Genomic DNA, 22,373 nt, shown 5'->3' with positions numbered 1-22,373 from the left:
AACCATCTGCCGGGTTGCAGCGGAGCGCGAAGACTAGCGTTTGGAAGCATCTTGAACCAGTTCATGAAAGTCGACGCGGGTTGCGGGAAATTTCCTAGGACGCTTGCAGACAGGAGTGAAGTTCACTCGACGTCAGCGCGTGCTTGAAGTGATGTTCCCATAACCGCACACCTAGCCCGCCCGAGCGATCCAGTGACGATCCCAACGTCAGATCCGTGAGCAGCGTCGGCTGCAAACCGGCATTGAACAGCGCAAACCCCGCAGCGAGGCAGCAAGTCTCGGTCTGCAGACCACAGACCAACACGCGATCCAGATTCAGGCTTTTCAGATACTCGATCGTGTCCGGCGACGGCGCATAACCGTACTTGATGAAAATGCGATCCGCAGCGATCAGGCTGTCATCGTCCGCTGCCGGATGCCAGCCGAGCTGGCGCTTGAACGGTGTGCGATTTTCATCATGGCGCTCGACCGTGGCGACGCTGGGCAGTTTGCCGATGAGCGATTGAATGCCGTCGATCAGCCATTGGGGCGGGGAGAAGCTGGGTTGGACGTCGATGATCAGCAGTGCCTGGCGCATGAGGACTACCGGGGTGAATCTCCAGATGCGACAAGGCCCGCACTCGGCGGGCCTTGTCGTTGAGAGTTGGTGGAGCCGGGGGGATTTGAACCCCCGTCCGCCAGTACTCCGCTGTCGGTACTACATGCGTAGCCGTGTCTATTAAGTTAACCCTCAGCGACCCGACGGGCAGGGTGCTTTGGGCGAGTTGTGTAAGTTTTAGCCGCTTCGTCCACAACGTACTGCACGGCGATTCTGTTCTATATGACAATCATTTTGGGTTTACAGACATCCCCTGATGATTGCTGGACCCGAAGGTACCAGGAGTGCATGTCAGCTGCAATTAAGCAGCGAGAGCAGCACCGTATTGGTCGTCATTGGCAACTATAAGTAGTTGCAACAGTGGATTTACGACTTCTGTTACCAAGTCGGCATGCACCTAGAGTTTCGCAACCGGCGTCGAATCCTAAACGGCCCCGAACTCATTGCCTGGTAAATCTGATCAGGCAACAAGCGTGCACAGTGTACGTCAATCTGCCGACGAGGCCAACCCGCAGGTTGGCCCGTCAGCATCGATCAGTTGTTGGTGCCGCTGGCTTTTTGTATCTCCAGCTTGGTTTTCGAGGTTTCTGCCACACAGTCATCAATTTTGCCTTGAGCTTTGAGGGCTTTGGCCTTGCTCAGGCTGGTTTCAACCATCTGGGTTTTTTCCGGGGACGATGACAACTGCCCTTTGAGATTATTGATCTCCTGGATGTTGGCGTCGCACAAGTCAGCAGGCTTGTCTGCGGCGAACGAAGTGGAAGCCATCATCGAGGCAGTAACGAACAGACCTAACAGTACAGAACGCTTCATGTGTATCTCCTTGAACTGAGGGATCCAGACTTCGCTGGCCGTCAGGACGGGCAACCGAATGGAGGACAAGCCCCGATTGTTCGGGGCCTGTTCTGTGGACTGCGGTCGCTCGCAAGGGTTCTATTTTTCTTCAGAGCGCGGTTGGGGGGGCTTTGGCTTGGGTCACCCGATCCACCAGATACACCAGACCGTGGTAGTCGATTCCACCATGTTGCGTCAGACCGATCTCACAGGTGCGGCTGGTGGAAATCCCCTCGCTGCAATGCTGCACCGCATCCTTGAGCGTTCGCAGTGAGTGGCTGTTGAGCTCCGGCGTGGTGAAACCCTTGTCGCCGGCGAAACCGCAGCAGTGAATGCCTTCCGGGATCACCACGTTCTTGCTGCATTTGCGCGCCAGTTCGATCAGCGCCTGGCTCTCCCCGAGATGCTGAGTGCTGCATGTCACGTGCACGGCAATCGGTGCTTCCTGGGGCGTGAAGTCGAGCCGGTCCAGCAGATGCGTACGGATGAATCGCACAGGGTCATACAGATCCAGGCGAACATTTCCCACGTCCTGCACCAGTCGCAAGGTGCAGGGGCTGGTATCGCAATAGATCGGATCGAGGCCGCCGCGACTGGCCTGAAGCAATGCGCCGATCAGTTCCTGACGCTTGTGCTCGGCCTGTTCGGCATAGCCCTTGGACGCGAAGGGCTGGCCGCAGCAGAGGTTGTCCAGATTGTCCGGGAACACCACCTGATAACCGGCCTTCTCCAGCAGACCACGGGTTTTGTCGTACAGCGACATCTGCTCCTTGTCGCCCGCCGTCGGCCCCATCACACGCGAGACGCAGGCTGCCAGATACACGACGCGCGGGCGTTCGTCCGACACGGCCGGACTGAAGCGAATGGCTTTTTCCGGTTGCGGCATCGCGTTGGTCCACAGCGGCACCTGACCTTTGGACAGCCGCGTCAGGGTCGCTGAAAGCTTCGCCAGGCGCGGTGCCCCCATCAACATCCGCGCTCCGTTGGCCACATGCAGGGTGAAACGCGCACCTTGCAGGGTGGTGGCGAAATTTCCTTCGATCAGGTTGGCGGTTTTCGTATGGGTTGCGTGACGGCTGCGCAGCTTTTTCACCAGCTCGCCGGTATTGATTCCCACGGGGCAGCGTTGCGCACACAAACCGGTCGCGGCGCAGGTATCAATGCCTTGGTACTCGTAGGCTTTATCCAGCTCGGTGGTGTCGATTCCGGCGCGCTTTCGCGCCTGAATATCGCGCCAGATCACGATGCGCTGGCGCGGGCTCAGGGTCAGGCCTTTCGAGGGGCAGACCGGCTCGCAGAAACCGCATTCGATGCATTTATCCACAATCTCGTCGGCCGCCGGCAGCGGTTTCAGGTGCTTGAGGTGGATCTGCGGATCTTCGCTGAGCACCACGTCCGGATTGAGAATGCCGTTGGGGTCGAGCAGGCGTTTGAGCTGCCACATCAATTGATAGGCGTCGCTGCCCCATTCCAGTTCGACGAAGGGCGCCATGTTGCGTCCGGTGCCGTGTTCGGCCTTCAGCGAACCGCCGAACTCCACGGCCACCAGTTGCGCCACGTCGTCCATGAACGCCTGATAGCGTGCGACTTCTTCCGTGCTGTTGAAGCCTTGGGTGAAGACGAAGTGCAGATTGCCTTCCAGCGCGTGTCCGAAAAGGATCGCTTCGTCGTAGGAATGTTTGTCGAACAGCTCGATCAGACGGTTCACGCCGATGGCCAGTTGTTCCACCGGGAAGGTGACGTCTTCGATGATCACCGTAGTGCCGGTCTTGCGCACGGCGCCGACGGCAGGGAAGGTGTCTTTGCGGATCGCCCAGAGGCGGGCGTTTTCGACCGGGTCTTCGGTGAAGTCGACCTGTTTCTCCACCGGGAAGCCGCTGAGCGACGCCATGATCTGCGCCAGTTGTTCCTGCAGCAAAGTGGAAGACGCGGCGCGGGATTCGATCAAGAGCGCGCAGGCATTGTTCGACAGCTGCTGTACGAAATCCGGCATTCCGGGTTTGTCCTGCACCGAGCGCAGGCTGCGGCGGTCGAGCAGTTCCACGGCGGACACCGGTTGGCTTTTCAGCACGGTGACGGCGTTGCAGCAGGTTTCCACATCCGGGAAAACGATCAGCGCCGAGGCCTTGTTCGGGTGGTCGATCACCGTGTCGTAGGTCACCGCGCTGATGAAACCAAGGGTGCCTTCGGAGCCAACCAGCAAGTGGCTCAAGATATCCACAGGTTCATCGAAATCCACCAGGGCGTTGAGCGACAGGCCGGTGGTATTTTTCAGACGGTATTTGTGGCGGATTCGCGCGGCGAGTTCGGCATTGGCGCGGGTTTCGCGGCCCAATGTTGCCAAGCGTTCCAGTAGTTCGCGGTGGCTGACTCGAAACGCCTCGACGCTGGCGGCATCTTCGGTGTCGAGACGTGTGCCGTCCGCCAACACCAGACGAATCCCGGCCAGCGTGTGATAGGTGTTTTGCGCGGTGCCGCAGCACATGCCGCTGGCGTTGTTGGCGACAATGCCGCCGATCTTGCAGGCGTTGATCGACGCCGGATCCGGACCGATCTTGCGCCCGAATGGCGCCAGCCATGCATTGGCCTGGGCACCGATTACGCCCGGTTGCAGGCGGATCTGTGTGCCCTGGCCGCGAATTTCACGTGCGTTCCAGTTATCCCCAAGCACGATCAACACCGAATCACTGATCGCCTGGCCGGACAGGCTGGTGCCGGCGGCGCGGAAGGTCACCGGGACCTGATCGCGCTGGGCCAGTTTCAGCAGCGCCACTACTTCGTCTTCGGATTCGACGCGGATCACCAGTTGCGGAATCAATCGGTAGAAACTGGCATCGGTGCCGAAGGCCAGGGTCGACAGCGGATCGTCGAAACGCCGTTCGGCCGGAATCAGCTGCTGCGCATCGCGCAGGAAAGTCGCCGGTAAGGTCATTGGTCCTCCAGGATCAACACCACCAGGTCTTTCGGGCCGTGGGCGCCGTAGGCCAGGACTTGTTCGATGTCGGCGGTTTTCGACGGGCCGGACACCAGCAGCGCGTTGGTAGGCATGCCTTGGGCCCACTCGAATTCCTGCTGCACCTGATAGAAGTTGTCGCGGATCTGGCTGGCCTTGAGCAGGGCGAAATGCACCGGCGGCACGAGGCTCATCAACCGTGGTTCTTCGCGGGTCGGCCAGAGAATCAGGCTGCCGGTAGCGGCGATGGCGCCGAGTGTGCCGGTGAGGCTGGCCGGGGTGTCGTTGAACAACTCGGCTTTCCACTCTTCCATCGGGCGGTCGTAGGACTTCAGCGCCGGCAGATCAGGATTGTTCGCCCAGTGCTGTGTGATGCGCTGCCCATGGGGTGTAGTCGGTGCGATCAGCAGGCTCGGCAACTGGCGGTCGCGCAGCAATTGCGCCAGCAGCGCCGGCCACCCATCAGCGGAAGTCAGGTGGATTTCGGTGTGCACCGCTTCCATCAGTTTGCGCAGTTGCGGGATGCGTTGTTCGGCGCTGTAGGTGTAAGGCTGGGTCACCAGATCGACGTCAAAGTTGTCGGCAATCGGTGTGGTTCCGGTCAGACTCTTCCGTAACTTGCCGAGGATGTTTTGTTTGGCGCTCATCAACGGTCTCCTCGTTTGGCCAGGTGTTCGCGAGCCATGTCATGCAGTGAGCGGGCGGCGGGTTTCGGTGCGCTGTGGTTCTGCGTCCACGGCCCGACATTGTTCGGCGCCAGGGCGCGCAGGCGCGTGGCGAAAAACGCAAACAGTCGATACAAAGTCGGCGAGCTGTTGAGCTTCGCCCAAGCGTTCCAGATGAAACGTTCCTTGCGCGAGTATTTGCTGCCCTGACCGCGCATCACCTGATGCGGGGCGTCCGGGGCTTTGACGTTTTCTTCGCGCAGGCGCCGCAGCAACGCGGGAATTGGAATCTTCACCGGGCACACTTCACCGCAGGCGCCGCACAAAGAAGACGCGCTCGGGTGATCCGGGACTTTCGCCAGGCCGACCATGTGCGGGGTGATGATTTTGCCGATCGGGCCGGGGTAAACCTCGCCGTAGGTATGGCCGCCGACGCGGGTGTAGACCGGGCAATGGTTCATGCAGGCGCCGCAGCGGATGCAGTTCAACGTCTGGCGCAGTTCGCTGTCCGCAAACGCCTGGCTGCGACCGTTGTCGAGCAATACCAGATGCACTTCCTGCGGGCCGTCGAGTTCATGTTCCTTGCGCGGGCCGGAGATCATGTTGACGTAAGTGGTGATCGGAATGCCCAGCGCCGAGCGGGTCAGCAATGACAGCAGCGGCACCACGTCGCGCAGGTTTTCCACGACTTTTTCGATGCCGGTGACGGCGATGTGCACCGGCGGCACGGTGGTGGTCATGCGGCCGTTGCCTTCGTTCTCCACCAGCAGCAGGGTGCCGGTTTCGGCCACGGCGAAGTTGACGCCGGAGACGCCGATATCCGCTTCGAAGAATTTCTGCCGCAGGACCCTGCGACCGATCTGAATGAGTTGGTCAACGTCCTTGGTGTATTCCACGCCAAGTTTGTCGTGGAACAAGGACGCGACCTGACCGGCATTCTTGTGGATTGCCGGCATGATTATGTGTGAAGGCTTCTCGTGGTCGAGCTGGACGATGTACTCCCCCATGTCGGACTCCAGGCATTCAATGTCCCGAGCCTCGAGGAAATGGTTCATCTCCATCTCTTCGCTGACCATCGATTTGCCCTTGATCACTTGCCGCGCCTCGTGAGCGCGGATGATCGAAAGGACGATGCCATTGGCCTCGTCCACCGTTTCCGCCCAGTGCACTGTCACACCGTTGCGGGTCAGGTTCTGTTCCAGTTGCTCGAGCAGGTCGGGCAACTTGGAGAGCGCGCGCGCCCTGATCGAGTTGCCCAGGGCGCGCAAGTGTTCTCTTTCGTGGGCATCGCTGAAAGCCGCTGCCCGCTTGGTCATCAATGAATCCATCGCGGTGCGGAAGTTGTTCCGCAACTGCGAATCGCCCAAGGCGTTGTGTGCCCGAGTGCGGAAATCTTCTTCTACGGCAACCGTAGGAATAATCGTGGAAGTGCTCATCGCGCACCTCCGGTTCGTTGCCAGAGAAAGCTCGCCAGGTGTTGCCCGCGCAGTGCTTCCTGCTGTTTTTCCAGCGAGCCGTTGATGTTCATCAGGCAGCCGCAGTCGGCACTGAGTACCTGATGCGCGCCGGATTCCTTCAACGCCCGGGTCTTGTCAGCCACCATCGCGCCGGAAATGTCTGGCATACGGACGCTGAATGTCCCACCGAAGCCACAGCATTCGCTTTCGTGATCGTGGTTGACCCGTTCCACGTTGCTCAACTGCGCCAACAACTCGCGGCCGTGCAGGTGGGTGTTCATTTCCCGTCGCGCCGAACACGAGGTGTGCAGCGCCACTTTGACCGGCTCGCCGCTGTCCTTGAGCTGCACCTTGCAGACGAACAGCAGAAACTCGGCCAGCTCATAGGTACGGTCCGCAAGGGCCTGAACCTGTGTCAACGTTTCCGGCTCGTCCTTGAACAAGTCGGCGTAATGCTCGCGGATCATTCCGGCGCACGAACCCGACGGCACCACCACCGGGTAGTCCCCGGCAAACAGCGCCAGTTGCGAGCGCGCCACCGTCCGTGCCTGCTCGGTGTAACCCGAGGTATAGGCCGGTTGTCCGCAGCAGCTCTGCCCTTGCGGGTAGTCGACCCGGATGCCTTCGCGTTCCAGCAAGTGGATCGCGTCCATCCCGGCTTCCGGGTAGAACAGGTCGACCACGCACGTGCCGAACAAGTAGACCCGCGACGGTTTCTCGCTGGGGTATTGCCGGGGTTCGGGCAGCGGCGGTGCGACGCGAGTAGCGTTGGGCACAGCGTTGTAAAAAAGCTCGCTCATCAGGCGTGTCTCCGGGTGGGCCCGGTTATCCGTCTGTTGAGGCTGCCGAATATAGAACGCATTGCTTTCAGCAGCCTTACAGACCGGGTTGTGAATTGCTGACGCCGGAATCACGAACCGGCGTCGGTTATTTCCATGTCGCTTGTAGTCTTAATGCACCAGCATGCCGGTAAACCAATAGGCCTGGGCCAAGGTGATCAGGCCGACAATCGTTGCAAAGAATAGGCTGTGCTTGAGGGTGAAGCGGAACAGATCGGATTCCTTGCCCACCAGGCCGGTTGCTGCGCAGGCCACGGCGATCGATTGTGGCGAGATCATCTTGCCGGTCACGCCGCCGCTGGTATTGGCCGCCACCAGCAAGGTGTCGTTGACCCCGATCTGGTGCGCGGTGGTCGCTTGCAGCGAACTGAACAGGGCGTTGGACGAAGTATCGGAACCGGTCAGGAACACGCCGAGCCAGCCGAGGAAAGGCGAGAAGAACGGGAATGCCGCGCCGGTCGCCGCCAGCACCAGAGCCATGGTCGAGGACATGCCGGAATAGTTGGTGACAAAGGCAAACGCCAACACCATGCCGATCGACAGGATCGGCCAGCGCAGTTCGTAGAAGGTCTCTTTCAAAGTGGTAAGACCAGTTTTGATATTGATCTTCAGCACCAGCATCGAGATCAGCGCGGAGAAGAAAATCGCCGTGCCGGTCGCGGAAATCGGATCGAGTTTGAACACGGCCGGAATCGCGGTCGGGGCGGCAACGATCGGCGCAGTCTTGATTACCAGTTGATCCAGGTGCGGAATCGCGAAGTTGAACACCCAGGCGTACATCGAACCGCCGGCGGCGAACATGGCCTTGAAGGGCTTGAGCGTCCAGATGGTCACCAGCACGGTGAGGATCAGGAACGGCGACCACGCCTTGAAAATTTCCCCGAGGCTGTAAGGCGAAGCGACGGTGGTGCGCTTCTGGCCGAAACCGCCGACGCTGGCAGTTACCACCGAAGCGGACACGGCGCCGACGATGTGCTGGCCGGCGGCACGTTTCGGCTGCCAGACCTTCAGGAACAGTGTCAGCGAAATCAGGCTGGCCAGGGCCGACGTGATGTCCGGCAGTTCCGGGCCGATGAAATTCGAAGTGAAGTATTGGGTGACGGCAAAGCTCAGGCCTGCGACCAGCGCCGCCGGCCAGGTTTCACGCACACCGCGCAGGCCGTCCATCATGAACACCAGCCAGAACGGCACGAACAGCGACAGCAGTGGCAGTTGGCGGCCGGTCATGGCGCCGATCTTGAACGCGTCGATGCCGGTGACTTGGCCAGCCACGATGATCGGAATCCCCAGTGCGCCGAATGCCACTGGGGCGGTGTTGGCAATCAGGCACAGGCCGGCGGCGTACAGCGGGTTGAAACCGAGTCCCACCAGCAGCGCAGCGGTAATCGCCACGGGTGCACCGAAACCGGCGGCACCTTCGAGGAATGCACCGAAACAGAAACCGATCAGCAGCACCTGCAGGCGCTGGTCGTCAGTGATCGACAGCACCGAACTGCGGATGACCTCGAACTGACCGCTCTTGACCGTCAGTTTGTACAGGAACACCGCCGCCACAATGATCCAGGCAATCGGCCATAGACCATAGGCGAAGCCATATCCGGCGGCGGCAAACGCCATGTCGACCGGCATCTGGAACGCGAAGATCGCCACGGCGATAGCCAGGGCGAGCGTGATGCTGCCGGCCACATGACCCTTGAGGCGGAACACCGCCAAAGCGAGGAAGAAGAAAACGATGGGGATGACGGCCGCGAGTGCGGACACGCCGAGACTGCCGAGCGGGCTGTAGAGCTGTTGCCAGGTTTGCATATGGGGTGGCCCCTAATTGTTGTTGGTCAGGCACTGTCAGCGTTCTTGGTTAATTGGTAAGACCAATTTACAATCGCTGTTGGCTAGGGTAAAAGCCTTGATGTCGGTGTGTCAATTTGCCGCCCTAAAACTTTTGTCGAATCACCGGTGCAGAGCTCGATCTGATCCGGTCACCCAAATGTCATCTGGCAGGTGTCGGCGCAGCGTCGATAGGCCAGAATAGAGAGCCCGGCGAGCGGTCGGGATGGTGGAGAGTTGAGTGATGGGGTTTGATCAGATACGTCAGCGCCGTTTGTCTGATGACATTGTCGAGCGACTGGAAGGGATGATTCTCGAGGGCACGCTGAAGTCCGGCGAGCGTCTGCCGGCCGAGCGGACTCTGGCGGAACAGTTCGGCGTTTCCCGGCCCTCGTTGCGCGAGGCGATTCAGAAACTCGCGGCCAAGGGTTTGCTGGTCAGCAAGCAGGGCGGCGGCAATTATGTCGTGGAAAGCCTCGGTTCGACGTTCAGCGATCCGCTGCTGCAATTGCTGGAAAGCAATCCTGAGGCCCAGCGCGATCTGCTGGAGTTTCGCCACACACTGGAGGCATCGTGTGCCTATTACGCAGCATTGCGTGCCACGGATGTCGATCGTGAACGGCTGACGGCGGCGTTTGAGGAGTTACAGGATTGCTATTCGCGTCATGACGAAGTGAGCCGGGCGGAAGAGGGTGCGGCGGATGCGAAATTCCACCTGGCGATTGCCGAAGCCAGTCATAACGCAGTGTTGCTGCACACCATTCGCGGGCTGTTCGATCTGCTCAAGCGCAACGTGGTGACCAACATCGGCGGCATGTACAAGCAGCGCACGGAAACCCGCGACATGCTGATCACTCAGCATCGGGAGTTGTATCTGGCGATTATCGAGGGGCGCGCGGAACAGGCGCGTGAGGTGTCCAGCCGACACATTCTGTATGTGCAGGAAGTGCTGGAAGAGGTGCGTCAGGAAGTGCAACGCATGGCTCGCGCCGAGCGACGCAAAGGGATGTAGACATGACCGCTCCCGTGCAGGACGCGGGAACGGTCATTCAGGCAGAAAAATCAGTCTTCCTTGCCCTTGTTGCGCACCGCACGCTGCAACTCGCGACCGGCGTCGCGTTCGCGTTCGGTATCACGCTTGTCGTATTCCTTCTTGCCCTTGCCCAGCGCGATCTCGCACTTGACCATGTGCTTGCTCCAGTACCAGGACAGGCACACGCAGGCGTAACCCTTCTGCTGCACGGCGGCGGCGAGCTTGTCCAGCTCGCGGCGGTTGAGCAGCAACTTGCGGGTACGCACCGGGTCGGCAATGACGTGGGTGCTGGCGGTCATCAGAGGCGTGATGTGGCTGCCGAGCAACCAGGCCTCGCCATCCTTGAGCAGCACGTAACTGTCGACCAGTTGCAGCTTGCTTGCCCGCAGACTTTTTACTTCCCAGCCGGCCAGGACCAGACCAGCCTCGAACTTGTGCTCGATGAAGTAATCGTGTCGCGCCTTTTTGTTTTGCGCGATGGTCCCTGTTGGGTGTTTCTTCTGTTTAGCCATAGGGGCGGCATTATATGGAGATAAACGGCTGTCGGCTACGGTGATGCTGCGTGCTTGAGCAGGTTGAGTGAATCCCGGACAATGCGGCCTCTTTTTCTAACGCTTGGGCGTGATAAACGATGTCGACAGACAAGGTTTCTGTCCACGGCAGTTGGGCTAGCCGCTGGGTTTTCATATTCGCCGCGACCGGTTCGGCCGTGGGATTGGGCAGCATCTGGAAATTCCCCTACATGGTCGGGGTCTACGGTGGCGGCGCCTTCGTGCTGATGTTTCTGGCGTGTATCGCGCTGATCGGTATCCCGGTGATGCTCGCCGAAACCCTGATCGGCCGCCGTGCCCGTCAGAGCCCGGCGAATGCCCTGAAGATGCTGGCGCTGGAAGCCGGTCACTCGGGCAAATGGTCGTGGGGTGCGTTCGCCGGGATGATCACGGCGTTGCTGATCCTGTCTTTCTACAGTGTGGTCGGCGGCTGGTCGCTGGATTACATCATTGATATGGGGCGCGGAGATTTTCAGGGGGCTACGGCCGATCAGGTCGGGGCCTATTTTGGCAATGTCATCTCCGACCCCTGGCGCCTGACACTTTGGCACACGGTTTTCATGCTGTTGTCGGCTGTGGTGATCGCCAAGGGCGTGGTTGCCGGGCTTGAGCGCAGCCTGCGGATCATGATGCCGCTGCTGTTCGTGATGGTGCTGGTGCTGCTGGGTTACAGCATGACCACCGGGCATTTCATGGAGGGTGTGCACTTCATGTTCGATTTCCACCCGGAAAAAGTCCTCGACGGCTTGCTGCCGGCCATGGGCCACGCGTTCTTCTCCCTGAGCGTGGGCGTGGGCTCGATCATGATCTACGGCGCCTATATGACCAAGGAAGCTTCGCTGTCCGGTACGGTTGTGGGTGTGGCGTTGCTCGATACCTTTGTTTCGCTGGTGGCCGGTCTGGCCTTGTTTCCGATTGTGTTTGCCGGTGGTTTGAACCCGAGTGAAGGCCCGGGGCTGATGTTCGTCAGTCTGCCATTTGCTTTCGGTAACGTGCTGTTCGGCCAGTTGATGGGCGTGGTGTTCTTTGTTCTGGTGGCAATCGCGGCCTGGAGCTCAGCGATTTCCCTGCTGGAGCCGATGGTCGCCTATCTGGTCGAGCGGACTAAAATCAGTCGTACGTGGGTGACATTCTGGTTGGCGTTCACCTGCTGGTTCGTCGGTCTGGGCACGGTGTTTTCCTTCAATATCTGGAAGGAAGCCAAATTTTTCGTGAACGATGGCGGGGTGTTCCATCTCTACCAATGGGGTGCGGCCGGTGGTCTGGATTTCTTTGGTGTGATCGACTTCTTCACCTCGCGGATCATGTTGCCGCTCGGCGGGCTGTGCTTTGTGCTGTTTGCCGGTTGGGTGATGGGGCGTGAAGCGGTGCGTGACGAATTGTCGATTCGCAGCCCGGCGCTGTTCGCCCTGTCTCTATTTTTGATGCGCTATGTGGCGCCCATCGGCATCCTTGTAGTGTTTGCCGCCCAGCTCTGGAAGTGACGCTTACATGACGACACATATTCAACGATCGGCGCTGCTGCCTTATCCGGCGCAATTTCTTTATGACTTGGTCAATGACGTGGCGCGTTACCCGGAGTTTCTGCCGTGGTGCTCGTCTGCCGAAGTCCTGGAAAGCTCGCCTGAGCATATGCGCGCCAGTGTTGGCGTGGCCAAGGGTGGGCTTAGTCAGCACTTCGTGACGCGCAATACGCTGGTGCCGGGACAGTCGATCGAGATGAATCTTGAGGAAGGTCCATTCAATCAGTTGCACGGTGTCTGGGTGTTCAAGGCGTTGAACGAGAAAGCCTGCAAGATCAGTCTGGATCTGTCCTTCGACTATGCCGGGCCGCTGGTCCGCGCGACGCTCGGTCCTTTGTTCAATCAGGCGGCCAATACATTGGTGGATGCGTTCTGCCAGCGCGCCAAGCAGATGCATGGTTGAGCCGGTGATTCAAATCGAAGTGGTGTATGCCGCCGTTGATCGTCAGGTTTTGCGTGTGATCAGCGTCGCCGAGGGTACGACGGTGCGTGCGGCGCTGATGGCGTCCGGGATTGACGTTGAATTTCCGGAGCTGGATCTGAACGGTTGTCCCTTGGGGATCTTCGGCAAAGTGATCGTTGATCCGGATGCTCGACGGGTCCAGGAAGGCGATCGCATCGAGATCTATAGACCGCTGTTGGCTGATCCGAAAGAGGTGCGCCGTCTGCGCGCCGCCAAGGCTGCCGAGGCCAAGGCGCGAAACCAGTAGGCTGGCCAAACGGCAGGCAATAAAAAACCCGGAATTTCCGGGTTTTTTATTGCGTCGCAAATTACTGCGGCGAGGTGTCCAGCGGTTCTGGCGTTGGAACCGGAACGGTTTCCACACCATCGACGTCCTTCTGGATCTGATCCAGCAAGGAGCCTGGCTTGGCCGGTTTTTCCGGTTTCGGCTGCTCGGCGTTTTCAGCAGGAGCGGTCACGCTGGTGCCGCTGTCCTTGCCGAGAATGGCTTCGTCACGGCTGACGCCCGGCATGAAATCACCGGACAGGCTGGCAAGGCGGTCATTCGAGTCGAAAATGACACTTACGCGTTCCTGCTGGCGTTCACCGCCCCCCGGTTGCAGGCTGTACAGGTAATCCCAGCGGTTGGCATGGAACGTGTCGGCAAGCAGAGGGTTGCCCATGATAAACCGTACTTGCGGCCGGGTCATTCCCGGGCGTAACTGGTCTATCATGTCCTGCGTGACGACATTGCCCTGCTGGATGTCGATTTTGTAAACCCCGGGGAATGAACAACCGGCGAGTGCGAGCAGTCCCACAAAGGTGAAACTGGTTAGCAAGAGCTTGGTGTTTTGCATCGGTGGGCGACTTCCACTATCTTGGCTGGGACAACGTAAACGCCGATCATACCCGCATTAAGAGAAGCTGCGAAGCAGCATCGCGAGAAAGCTGACCATGGTTGAAAATAGCGAACTACGCAAAGCCGGCCTCAAAGTGACCCTGCCACGGGTCAAGATCCTGCAAATGCTCGACTCTACCGAGCAGCGTCACATGAGTGCCGAGGACGTCTACAAGGCGTTGATGGAAGCTGGCGAGGATGTCGGTCTGGCCACGGTTTACCGTGTTCTGACCCAGTTCGAAGCGGCTGGCCTCGTGGTCCGTCACAACTTCGACGGCGGCCACGCGGTATTCGAATTGGCCGATGGTGGCCACCACGACCATATGGTTAACGTGGAGTCGGGCGAAGTCATCGAATTCTTCGACGAAGAAATCGAAAAACTTCAGAAGGCGATCGTCGAGAAGCACGGTTACGAGATGGTTGATCACAATCTCGTCCTGTACGTACGCAAGAAAAAGTAAGCATGTCGCGCGAATTTCAGGTTCGCGAAACGAACGAAGGCGACCCAAGGGTCGCCTTCGTGCTTTCTGCGGTTCTTAAACCTTTGCGGTTACGACCATCTTTTTCGCGTGCGCCAAGGACTCCTTGGTCAGATCGATGCCGCCCAACATCCGCGCGACTTCTTCTATGCGGTCATTCTTGCTCAGCTTCGAAACGGCCGTATGAGTCGCCTGCTCGCCACGTACCTTGTGCACGAACAGGTGCTGATGCCCCTGAGCCGCAACTTGCGGCAAATGCGTGACCGTAAGAACCTGTCCGCGATCCCCGAGGCGGCGTAACAATTGGCCGACGATTTCCGCCGTCGGACCGCCAATCCCCACGTCCACTTCGTCGAATACCAATGTCGGTACGCGAGAGGTCTGGGCTGTAATCACCTGGATGGCCAGGCTGATCCGTGACAACTCACCGCCGGACGCCACTTTGGCCAAGGCTTTCAAGGGTTGGCCCGGGTTGGCGCTCACCAGCAGCTCGACTTGTTCCAGACCATTGGGTTGCAACTCGCTGCTATTGTTGGCGCGCAGTTCGATGGTGAAGCGCCCGCCGGGCATGCCCAGGCGCTGAATCTCCTGTTCCACCGCGCTTGCCAGGCTGCCGGCTGCCTGATGGCGCAGCTCACTGAGTTCCCGAGCCTTTTCCTGATAGTGGCGGGCATAGGAAGCGAGTTCTTCGGCGAGGCGTTCGATGGATTCATCGTTGGCGTCCAGCGCTTCGATTTCGTCGAGCAGCTTCTGCTGCATCTCTGCCACTTCCGTCGGCTGAATGCGGTGTTTGCGTGCCAATGTGTAAATGGAGTCCAGGCGTTCCTCGAGATATTGCAGGCGCGCCGGATCAGCGTCGAAGTTGTCGAGAAAACGATTGAGCTCGCCGACGGCCTCTTCGACCTGGATTTGTGCACTGGTCAGCAGGCTGCTCGCTTCACCCAGCGCACCCACCGAGCTGTTCACGCTCGACAGTCGGTTGAGGCTGGCCGTCAAGGCATTCAGCACATTGCCGGAATCACTTTCGCTGCATTGCTCGACCACTTGTCGGCAGATGCCGAGCAGGGTTTCGGCGTTGGTCAGGTTCTTGTGTTCCTGCTCCAGCTCTTCCAGCTCGTTTTCACCGAGGCCGAGGTTTTCCAGTTCTTCGAGTTGATAGCTGAGCAGTTGATGGCGTGCACGCTGTTCGTCGCCGGAGTTGGAAAGGCGTTCCAGCTCCTGGCGAGTCTGGCGCCAGCGCTGGGCGGCCAAGTGTACCTGGCGTGCCAGATCGGTAGCCCCGGCGTACTCGTCGAGCAGGCGCCGGTGGGTATCGGTCTTGAGCAGGGATTGGTGTTCGTGCTGGCTGTGGATATCGATCAGCAGCTCGCCGAGTGCCTTGAGATCGCCAAGCGGGCAGGGCGTGCCATTTATATAGCCGCGTGACCGACCTTCGGATGTGATGACCCGGCGCAGGATGCACGGGCCGTCGATTTCCAGGTCGCGTTCCGCCAGCCAGGCGCTGGCCTCGGGGATGTCGGCCAGGTCGAAGGTCGCCAGGATATCGGCCTTGTCGGCGCCCGGTCGAACCACGCCGCTGTCGGCGCGATCACCGAGCGTCAGGCCCAGGGCGTCGAGCATGATCGACTTGCCGGCGCCGGTTTCCCCGGTAATCACGCTCATGCCGCGATCGAGTTCGAGATCGAGATGTTCAACGATGGCGTAGTTGTGTACGGACAGGTGCACCAGCATAAAGGCCGCTCCCAGGCTTCAGGTCTGGTTATTTATACAGTGTTTTGTTTCGGGCTGACAATGCCCTCGCTTGGATCGATGAGGATGATCCGATCAAATGCCTGTCGCGCCCGGGAATGCCAATGCAGCACTTTTTTGTAGGGTTAATCGTTGTCAGCCCTTGAAGCCTGATTTTGCGGCCCCATATACCGGGGCAGAAGCGCGAATCGAACTCGCGGACGATATTGAAAGGAGAATTCTATGGCTGACGAACAGACAGTAGATACGCAAAATCCAGAAGCCAATCAGGCGCCCGAGGCCTCGGGTGATGACCTGGCGACCCGTGTACAAGTGCTCGAAGAGCAATTGGCCGCCGCGCAGGATCAATCGCTGCGCGTAGCTGCCGATCTGCAGAACGTCCGCCGCCGTGCCGAGCAGGATGTCGAAAAGGCGCACAAGTTTGCGCTGGAAAAATTCGCCGGCGATCTGCTGCCGATCGTCGACAGCCTGGAGCGTGGTCTCGAGCTGTCGAGCCCGGATGACGAAAGCATCCGTCCGATGCGTGAAGGCATCGAGCTGACCCTGAAAATGTTTCACGACACCCTCACGCGCTATCAGCTTGTCGCTGTCAGCCCGCAGGAAGGCGAACCGTTCAATGCTGTGGAGCATCAGGCGATGGCCATGCAGGAAAGTGCTGACCTGGAGCCGAACAGCATTCTGAAGGTGTTCCAGAAGGGCTACCAGCTCAACGGTCGCCTGCTGCGTCCGGCGATGGTCGTGGTCAGCAAGGCGCCGGCGCCAGTTTCGCCTTCGATTGACGAGAAGGCTTGAAATTAGCCGCAAGGCCCCCATTTACAAGTCAAGCGTTTAAGTATTACCGCAGTCAGCCACCACTGCTGCGGCAAAAAAATCCAAAGTTTCGGGAGAGTGAACATGGGCAAAATTATCGGTATCGACCTGGGGACTACCAACTCCTGCGTCTCCGTGCTGGAAAACGGCAAAGCCAAAGTTATTGAGAACGCTGAAGGCGCGCGCACCACGCCGTCGATCATCGCTTACGCCAACGATGGCGAAATCCTGGTCGGTCAGTCGGCCAAGCGTCAGGCTGTGACCAACCCGCACAACACCCTTTTCGCAGTAAAGCGTCTGATCGGTCGCCGCTTCGAAGAAGAAGTTGTACAGAAAGACATCAAGCTGGTGCCTTACAAGATCGTCAAGGCTAACAATGGTGACGCCTGGGTCGAGGCCTCCGGCAAGCAGATGGCTCCGCCGCAAATCAGCGCCGAAGTCCTGAAAAAGATGAAGAAGACCGCCGAAGACTATCTCGGTGAGGCTGTGACCGAGGCGGTGATCACCGTTCCGGCGTACTTCAACGACAGTCAGCGCCAGGCAACTAAAGATGCTGGCCGCATTGCCGGTCTGGACGTAAAACGTATCATCAACGAACCGACCGCTGCTGCTCTGGCTTACGGTATGGACAAGGCCAAGGGCGATCACACCGTGATCGTTTACGACCTCGGTGGTGGTACTTTCGACGTCTCCGTGATCGAGATCGCTGAAGTTGACGGCGAGCACCAGTTCGAAGTGCTGGCCACCAACGGCGACACCTTCCTGGGTGGCGAAGACTTTGACATGCGCCTGATCGACTACCTCGTCGACGAGTTCAAGAAAGAGTCCGGCATGGACCTGAAGAACGATCCTCTGGCCTTGCAGCGTCTGAAAGAAGCCGCTGAGAAAGCCAAGATCGAGCTGTCTTCCTCGCAGTCGACCGACGTCAACCTGCCGTACATTACTGCAGACGCGACCGGTCCGAAGCATCTGAATGTGAAGATCTCCCGTGCCAAGCTCGAATCGCTGGTTGAAGATCTGGTGACTCGTACCATCGAGCCATGCCGCATTGCTCTGAAAGACGCCGGCATCGACGCCAGCAAGATCGACGACGTGATCCTGGTCGGCGGTCAGACCCGTATGCCGATGGTGCAGAAAGCTGTTTCGGATTTCTTCGGTAAAGAAGCACGTAAAGACGTGAACCCGGACGAAGCTGTTGCCATGGGTGCTGCGATCCAGGGCGCCGTTCTGGCCGGTGACGTGAAAGACGTTCTGCTGCTCGACGTCAGCCCGCTGACCCTGGGTATCGAAACCATGGGTGGCGTGATGACCGCGCTGATCGAGAAAAACACCACGATTCCTACCAAGAAATCGCAAGTGTTCTCGACGGCCGACGACAACCAGGGCGCCGTGACCATTCACGTCCTGCAAGGCGAGCGCAAGCAAGCCGCACAGAACAAGTCCCTGGGCAAGTTCGACCTGGCCGACATTCCACCTGCTCCACGTGGTGTGCCGCAGATCGAAGTGACCTTCGACATCGACGCCAACGGCATCCTGCACGTAGGTGCGAAGGACAAGGCGACTGGCAAAGAGCAGAAGATCACCATCAAGGCCAACTCTGGTCTGTCGGATGAAGAAATCCAGAAGATGGTGCGCGACGCCGAGCTGAACGCCGAGGAAGACCGCAAGTTCGAAGAGCTGGCCGCTGCCCGTAACCAGGGTGATGCACTGGTTCACTCGACTCGCAAGATGATCGCCGACGCTGGCGACAAAGTGACTGCAGAAGAGAAGACTGCAATCGAAGCGGCTGTGGTTGCCCTGGAAGTTGCCGTCAAAGGCGACGACAAGGCTGCCATCGACGCCAAGGTTGAAGAGCTGTCGAAAGTCTCTGCACCGGTTGCTCAGAAGATGTACGCCGAACAGGCTCAGCCTGCTGAAGGCGCAGCACCGCACGACGAGAAAGCTGAAAAGGCTGACGATGTTGTCGATGCCGAGTTCGAAGAAGTCAAAGACCACAAGTAAGTTGTTGGTCGCCCGGTTGACTGCCTTGCGGCGGTGACTGGTAGGATGTCGCCGCGCGGGAGCTTGCTCCCGCGTTGGCGTATCTGGAATACGCGAATTTTTACAGCATGCGACAAGCTTCGTGTGTTGGCGGTATGGCCGGGAATGCTCCTGCTTTTCGCGCCGCAAATACCGCATGAACCAAAGACCAGGATCGTTGAATTGACGTGAGTTGGGTCCGGGCCTGTATTGGGGCTCAACGAGTTTGGCGAAGCTCAGGAGGGGTTTGCCGAACGTCCTCAAGAGTATGAAGAACTTATGGCTAAGCGTGACTATTACGAAGTGTTGGGTGTTGAGCGCGGCTCAAGCGAAGCAGACCTGAAAAAGGCCTATCGCCGTCTGGCGATGAAGCACCACCCGGACCGTAATCCCGGTGACAAGGCGTCGGAAGATCTGTTCAAAGAGGCTAACGAAGCCTACGAAGTGCTGTCCGATTCCAGCAAGCGTGCAGCGTACGATCAGTATGGTCATGCCGGTGTCGACCCGAGCATGGGCGGCGGCGGTGCAGGCTTCGGCGGTCAGAACTTCTCCGACATCTTCGGTGATGTCTTCAGTGACTTCTTCGGTGGCGGTCGCGGCGGTTCCCGTGGCGGCGCTCAGCGCGGCAGCGATTTGCGTTACACCCTGGAGCTGAACCTGGAAGAAGCGGTACGCGGTACTACCGTGAATATCCGCGTTCCGACATTGGTCAATTGCAAACCATGTGATGGATCGGGTGCCAAGAAAGGCTCGTCGCCATCGACGTGCCCGACGTGCGGCGGCATCGGTCAGGTACGCATGCAGCAAGGCTTCTTCTCGGTGCAGCAGACCTGCCCGCGTTGCCATGGTCAGGGCAAGATCATTTCCGATCCGTGCGATTCCTGCCACGGCGACGGTCGCGTCGAAGAATACAAAACCCTCTCCGTCAAAGTGCCGGCCGGTGTCGACACCGGTGACCGCATTCGTTTGTCCGGTGAAGGCGAGGCGGGCACTCAGGGTGGCCCGACCGGCGACCTGTACGTGGTGATCAACGTCCGCGAACACGACATCTTCCAGCGTGACGGCAAGCATCTGTTCTGCGAAGTGCCGATCAGCTTCGTCGACGCGGCCCTGGGCGGCGAGCTGGAAATTCCGACCCTCGACGGTCGCGTCAAACTGAAGATTCCGGAAGGAACTCAGACCGGCAAGCAGTTCCGCGTACGCGGCAAGGGTGTTGCGCCAGTGCGTGGCGGTGGCGCGGGCGATCTGATGTGCCGTGTGGCCGTCGAAACGCCGGTCAACCTGAACCGTCGTCAACGTGAACTGCTGGAAGAGTTCCGCAGCTCCCTGGCGGACGACAACAGCCACTCCCCGAAAACCACCGGTTGGTTCGACGGTGTGAAGCGCTTCTTCGGCGATCTGTAAGGAGTCGGCATGCGACGTATAGCTGTGATGGGCGCTGCCGGGCGCATGGGCAAGATTCTGGTCGAGGCCGTGCAGCAGCGCGCGCCGCTGACCGGTTTGACGGCCGCGATTGTTCGTCCTGGCAGTACGCTGATCGGTGTGGATGCCGGTGAGCTGGCTTCGCTGGGCCGAATCGGCGTGCCGCTGTCCGGAAATCTGGAATCGGTGGCGGAAGAGTTCGATGTCTTGATCGACTTCACCCTGCCGGAAGTGATGCTGAAAAACCTGGCCTTCTGCCGCAAGGCCGGCAAGGCGATGGTGATCGGCACGACCGGGCTGGACGCTGCGCAGAAGCAGTTGCTGGCCGAGGCGGGCAAGGATATTCCGATCGTCTTCGCCGCCAACTTCAGTGTCGGCGTCAACCTGTCGCTGAAGCTGCTCGACATGGCAGCGCGGGTATTGGCTGATGATGCGGACATCGAGATCATCGAAGCCCATCACCGCCACAAGATCGATGCGCCGTCGGGTACGGCCCTGCGCATGGGTGAAGTGATTGCCAATGCGCTGGATCGTGATCTGCAGAAAGTCGCGGTCTATGGTCGCGAAGGTCACACCGGTGCCCGTGAGCGCGAAACCATCGGCTTTGCCACTGTTCGCGGCGGTGACGTGGTGGGCGATCACACAGTGCTGTTTGCCTGCGAGGGCGAGCGTCTGGAGATCACGCACAAGGCTTCGAGTCGCATGACATTCGCCAAGGGCGCGGTGCGTGCGGCGTTGTGGCTTGACGGTCGCGAGCCTGGTTTGTACGACATGCAGGACGTGCTCGACCTGCATTGAGATGTTCTGAAACCGGCGCAAATGCCCTGTTTGTGCCGGTTTTGCTCCGCCGGGCGACGCCCTGTCGCATTCTCCGGCCTTCAGGCCTCATTGGCGGTAGACCAAAAATCCCTTTTTCTGTAAGCTACAGCTTTAGTGTGTCCACTAAAAGCGCGCAGAATAATTCAGTGAAGAAGCGGGGTGACGTGTCCATACGTCACTCCGCTTTTTTACAACCTGCGATTGCCCTTTCATGCGTTATTTACGGGAGGTCTTCTTGACTAAGCCAGCCATACTCGCCCTTGCTGATGGCAGCATTTTTCGCGGCGAAGCCATTGGAGCCGACGGTCAGACCGTTGGTGAGGTGGTGTTCAACACCGCAATGACCGGCTATCAGGAAATCCTTACCGATCCTTCCTACGCCCAACAGATCGTTACCCTGACTTACCCGCACATCGGCAACACCGGCACCACGCCGGAAGACGCCGAGTCCGATCGCGTCTGGTCCGCTGGCCTGGTCATCCGTGACCTGCCGCTGGTAGCGAGCAACTGGCGTAACACGATGTCCCTGTCCGATTACCTGAAAGCCAACAATGTTGTGGCGATCGCCGGTATCGACACCCGCCGCCTGACCCGCATCCTGCGTGAAAAAGGCGCACAGAACGGCTGCATCATGGCCGGCGACAACATCTCCGAAGAAGCGGCCATCGCCGCGGCGCAAGGCTTCCCGGGCCTGAAGGGCATGGATCTGGCGAAAGTCGTCAGCACCAAGACCCAATACGAATGGCGCTCCACTGTCTGGGATCTGAAAACCGACAGCCACGCGACCATCGAAGCGTCCGAGCTGCCTTACCACGTGGTTGCCTACGACTACGGCGTCAAGGTCAACATCCTGCGCATGCTGGTCGAGCGCGGTTGCCGCGTGACCGTGGTGCCGGCGCAAACTCCGGCGGCCGATGTGCTGGCCTTGAAGCCGGACGGCGTGTTCCTGTCCAACGGTCCTGGTGATCCAGAGCCTTGCGACTACGCGATCAAAGCGATCAAGGAAGTGCTGGAAACCGAAATTCCGGTCTTCGGCATCTGCCTCGGTCACCAGCTGCTGGCTCTGGCCTCCGGCGCCAAGACCCTGAAAATGGGCCACGGCCACCACGGTGCCAACCACCCGGTGCAGGATCTGGACACGGGCGTCGTGATGATCACCAGCCAGAACCACGGCTTCGCGGTTGACGAAGAAACCCTGCCAGCCAACGTCCGCGCGATCCACAAATCGCTGTTCGACGGCACCCTGCAAGGTATCGAGCGCACCGACAAGAGCGCGTTCAGCTTCCAGGGTCACCCTGAAGCGAGCCCGGGCCCGAACGATGTGGCCCCTCTGTTTGACCGCTTCATCAACGAGATGGCCAAGCGACGCTAAGCGCTCGCCTTGAGACTGTAGCGAGAAGCCCCTCGAGGGCGGCCCCGGAACCGGCGGCCCCCTCGGGACTTCAGAAATCGATCAAG

General features: G+C 59.4%; 20 protein-coding genes and 1 other RNA gene. 10 read left to right on the top strand and 11 right to left on the bottom strand.

The genetic code is table 11. The features are described from left to right. Positions 1 to 94 precede the first annotated feature (94 nt). From AWU82_RS19460 to AWU82_RS19425, 8 genes are all read right to left on the bottom strand, one after another. Positions 95 to 577, bottom strand: a complete 483-nt coding sequence (locus tag AWU82_RS19460; protein WP_064382602.1) for a cysteine hydrolase family protein — start codon at positions 575 to 577, stop codon at positions 95 to 97. 67 nt (positions 578 to 644) lie between these two features. Continuing rightward, positions 645 to 1,034: a transfer-messenger RNA gene (gene ssrA, locus AWU82_RS19455) on the bottom strand. Between the two features lie 98 nt (positions 1,035 to 1,132). Beyond that, a complete protein-coding gene (locus AWU82_RS19450; protein WP_064382601.1) occupies positions 1,133 to 1,411 on the bottom strand; it encodes a PA2433 domain-containing protein in 279 nt (92 codons plus the stop codon). 130 nt (positions 1,412 to 1,541) lie between these two features. Continuing rightward, a complete protein-coding gene (locus AWU82_RS19445; RefSeq protein ID WP_064382600.1) occupies positions 1,542 to 4,364 on the bottom strand; it encodes an FAD-binding and (Fe-S)-binding domain-containing protein in 2,823 nt (940 codons plus the stop codon). Continuing rightward, positions 4,361 to 5,032 carry a LutC/YkgG family protein gene (locus AWU82_RS19440; protein ID WP_011332385.1) on the bottom strand — a complete coding sequence of 224 codons (672 nt, stop codon included), beginning with the start codon at positions 5,030 to 5,032 and terminating at the stop codon, positions 4,361 to 4,363. Before AWU82_RS19440 ends, AWU82_RS19445 begins: the two co-directional genes overlap by 4 nt. Continuing rightward, the gene (locus tag AWU82_RS19435; RefSeq protein WP_064382599.1) at positions 5,032 to 6,486 is read right to left on the bottom strand and encodes a LutB/LldF family L-lactate oxidation iron-sulfur protein; all 1,455 of its coding nucleotides are present in this window, start codon (positions 6,484 to 6,486) and stop codon (positions 5,032 to 5,034) included. The genes AWU82_RS19440 and AWU82_RS19435 overlap by 1 nt, the downstream gene beginning before the upstream one ends. Beyond that, positions 6,483 to 7,307 carry a (Fe-S)-binding protein gene (locus tag AWU82_RS19430; RefSeq protein WP_064382598.1) on the bottom strand — a complete coding sequence of 275 codons (825 nt, stop codon included), beginning with the start codon at positions 7,305 to 7,307 and terminating at the stop codon, positions 6,483 to 6,485. The genes AWU82_RS19435 and AWU82_RS19430 overlap by 4 nt, the downstream gene beginning before the upstream one ends. Positions 7,308 to 7,457: 150 nt before the next feature. Beyond that, positions 7,458 to 9,152 (bottom strand): lactate permease LctP family transporter, encoded by a 1,695-nt coding sequence (locus AWU82_RS19425; protein ID WP_064382597.1) that lies wholly within the window; start codon positions 9,150 to 9,152, stop codon positions 7,458 to 7,460. A 262-nt stretch (positions 9,153 to 9,414) separates the two neighbouring features. Here AWU82_RS19425 and AWU82_RS19420 point away from each other — a divergent pair, with 262 nt between their 5' ends. Then, the gene (locus AWU82_RS19420; RefSeq protein ID WP_039769141.1) at positions 9,415 to 10,182 is read left to right on the top strand and encodes an FCD domain-containing protein; all 768 of its coding nucleotides are present in this window, start codon (positions 9,415 to 9,417) and stop codon (positions 10,180 to 10,182) included. Positions 10,183 to 10,232: 50 nt separating this feature from the next. On the opposite strand, the gene smpB is transcribed toward AWU82_RS19420, so the two are convergent. Then, complete coding sequence (gene smpB, locus AWU82_RS19415; protein ID WP_007953781.1) at positions 10,233 to 10,715, bottom strand: SsrA-binding protein SmpB; 483 nt, start codon at positions 10,713 to 10,715, stop codon at positions 10,233 to 10,235. A gap of 119 nt (positions 10,716 to 10,834) precedes the next feature. Here smpB and AWU82_RS19410 point away from each other — a divergent pair, with 119 nt between their 5' ends. From AWU82_RS19410 to AWU82_RS19400, 3 genes are read left to right on the top strand one after another with little or no spacing between them, the layout of a single operon-like run. Next, on the top strand, positions 10,835 to 12,238 hold the full coding sequence (locus AWU82_RS19410; protein WP_064382596.1) for a sodium-dependent transporter: 1,404 nt from the start codon (positions 10,835 to 10,837) through the stop codon (positions 12,236 to 12,238). A gap of 7 nt (positions 12,239 to 12,245) precedes the next feature. Beyond that, positions 12,246 to 12,680, top strand: a complete 435-nt coding sequence (locus AWU82_RS19405; RefSeq protein WP_003221509.1) for a type II toxin-antitoxin system RatA family toxin — start codon at positions 12,246 to 12,248, stop codon at positions 12,678 to 12,680. Next, positions 12,673 to 12,987: an RnfH family protein gene (locus tag AWU82_RS19400; protein ID WP_064382595.1), complete on the top strand. Its 315-nt coding sequence runs from the start codon at positions 12,673 to 12,675 to the stop codon at positions 12,985 to 12,987. Before AWU82_RS19405 ends, AWU82_RS19400 begins: the two co-directional genes overlap by 8 nt. 61 nt (positions 12,988 to 13,048) lie before the next feature. Here the strand turns inward: AWU82_RS19400 and AWU82_RS19395 are convergent, their stop codons facing one another. After that, complete coding sequence (locus AWU82_RS19395; protein WP_064382594.1) at positions 13,049 to 13,576, bottom strand: outer membrane protein assembly factor BamE; 528 nt, start codon at positions 13,574 to 13,576, stop codon at positions 13,049 to 13,051. A 97-nt stretch (positions 13,577 to 13,673) separates the two neighbouring features. On the opposite strand from AWU82_RS19395, the gene fur reads away from it, so the two are divergent. After that, complete coding sequence (gene fur / locus AWU82_RS19390) at positions 13,674 to 14,078, top strand: ferric iron uptake transcriptional regulator (RefSeq protein WP_064382593.1); 405 nt, start codon at positions 13,674 to 13,676, stop codon at positions 14,076 to 14,078. A gap of 75 nt (positions 14,079 to 14,153) precedes the next feature. Here fur and recN read toward each other — a convergent pair whose 3' ends face one another. Then, entirely contained in the window at positions 14,154 to 15,827 is a 1,674-nt protein-coding gene (recN, locus tag AWU82_RS19385) for a DNA repair protein RecN (RefSeq protein ID WP_011332393.1), read from the bottom strand. Between the two features lie 240 nt (positions 15,828 to 16,067). Here recN and grpE point away from each other — a divergent pair, with 240 nt between their 5' ends. The 5 genes from grpE (at position 16,068) to carA (ending at position 22,287) form a co-directional block, all read left to right on the top strand. Beyond that, positions 16,068 to 16,637, top strand: coding sequence for a nucleotide exchange factor GrpE (gene grpE / locus AWU82_RS19380; RefSeq protein ID WP_011332394.1), 570 nt, complete (start codon positions 16,068 to 16,070; stop codon positions 16,635 to 16,637). Between the two features lie 102 nt (positions 16,638 to 16,739). Then, positions 16,740 to 18,656: a molecular chaperone DnaK gene (dnaK, locus tag AWU82_RS19375; protein ID WP_064382592.1), complete on the top strand. Its 1,917-nt coding sequence runs from the start codon at positions 16,740 to 16,742 to the stop codon at positions 18,654 to 18,656. Between the two features lie 297 nt (positions 18,657 to 18,953). Next, positions 18,954 to 20,078, top strand: coding sequence for a molecular chaperone DnaJ (gene dnaJ, locus AWU82_RS19370; RefSeq protein ID WP_039769159.1), 1,125 nt, complete (start codon positions 18,954 to 18,956; stop codon positions 20,076 to 20,078). A 9-nt stretch (positions 20,079 to 20,087) separates the two neighbouring features. Further along, positions 20,088 to 20,894: a 4-hydroxy-tetrahydrodipicolinate reductase gene (dapB, locus tag AWU82_RS19365; RefSeq protein ID WP_064382591.1), complete on the top strand. Its 807-nt coding sequence runs from the start codon at positions 20,088 to 20,090 to the stop codon at positions 20,892 to 20,894. Positions 20,895 to 21,150: 256 nt separating this feature from the next. After that, positions 21,151 to 22,287, top strand: a complete 1,137-nt coding sequence (gene carA, locus AWU82_RS19360; RefSeq protein ID WP_007953761.1) for a glutamine-hydrolyzing carbamoyl-phosphate synthase small subunit — start codon at positions 21,151 to 21,153, stop codon at positions 22,285 to 22,287. The last annotated feature ends 86 nt before the right edge of the window (positions 22,288 to 22,373 follow it).

This window comes from Pseudomonas glycinae (assembly GCF_001594225.2).
In the GTDB taxonomy this organism is placed as follows: domain Bacteria; phylum Pseudomonadota; class Gammaproteobacteria; order Pseudomonadales; family Pseudomonadaceae; genus Aquipseudomonas; species Aquipseudomonas glycinae.
This window is presented reverse-complemented; position numbering and strand designations above follow the sequence as displayed.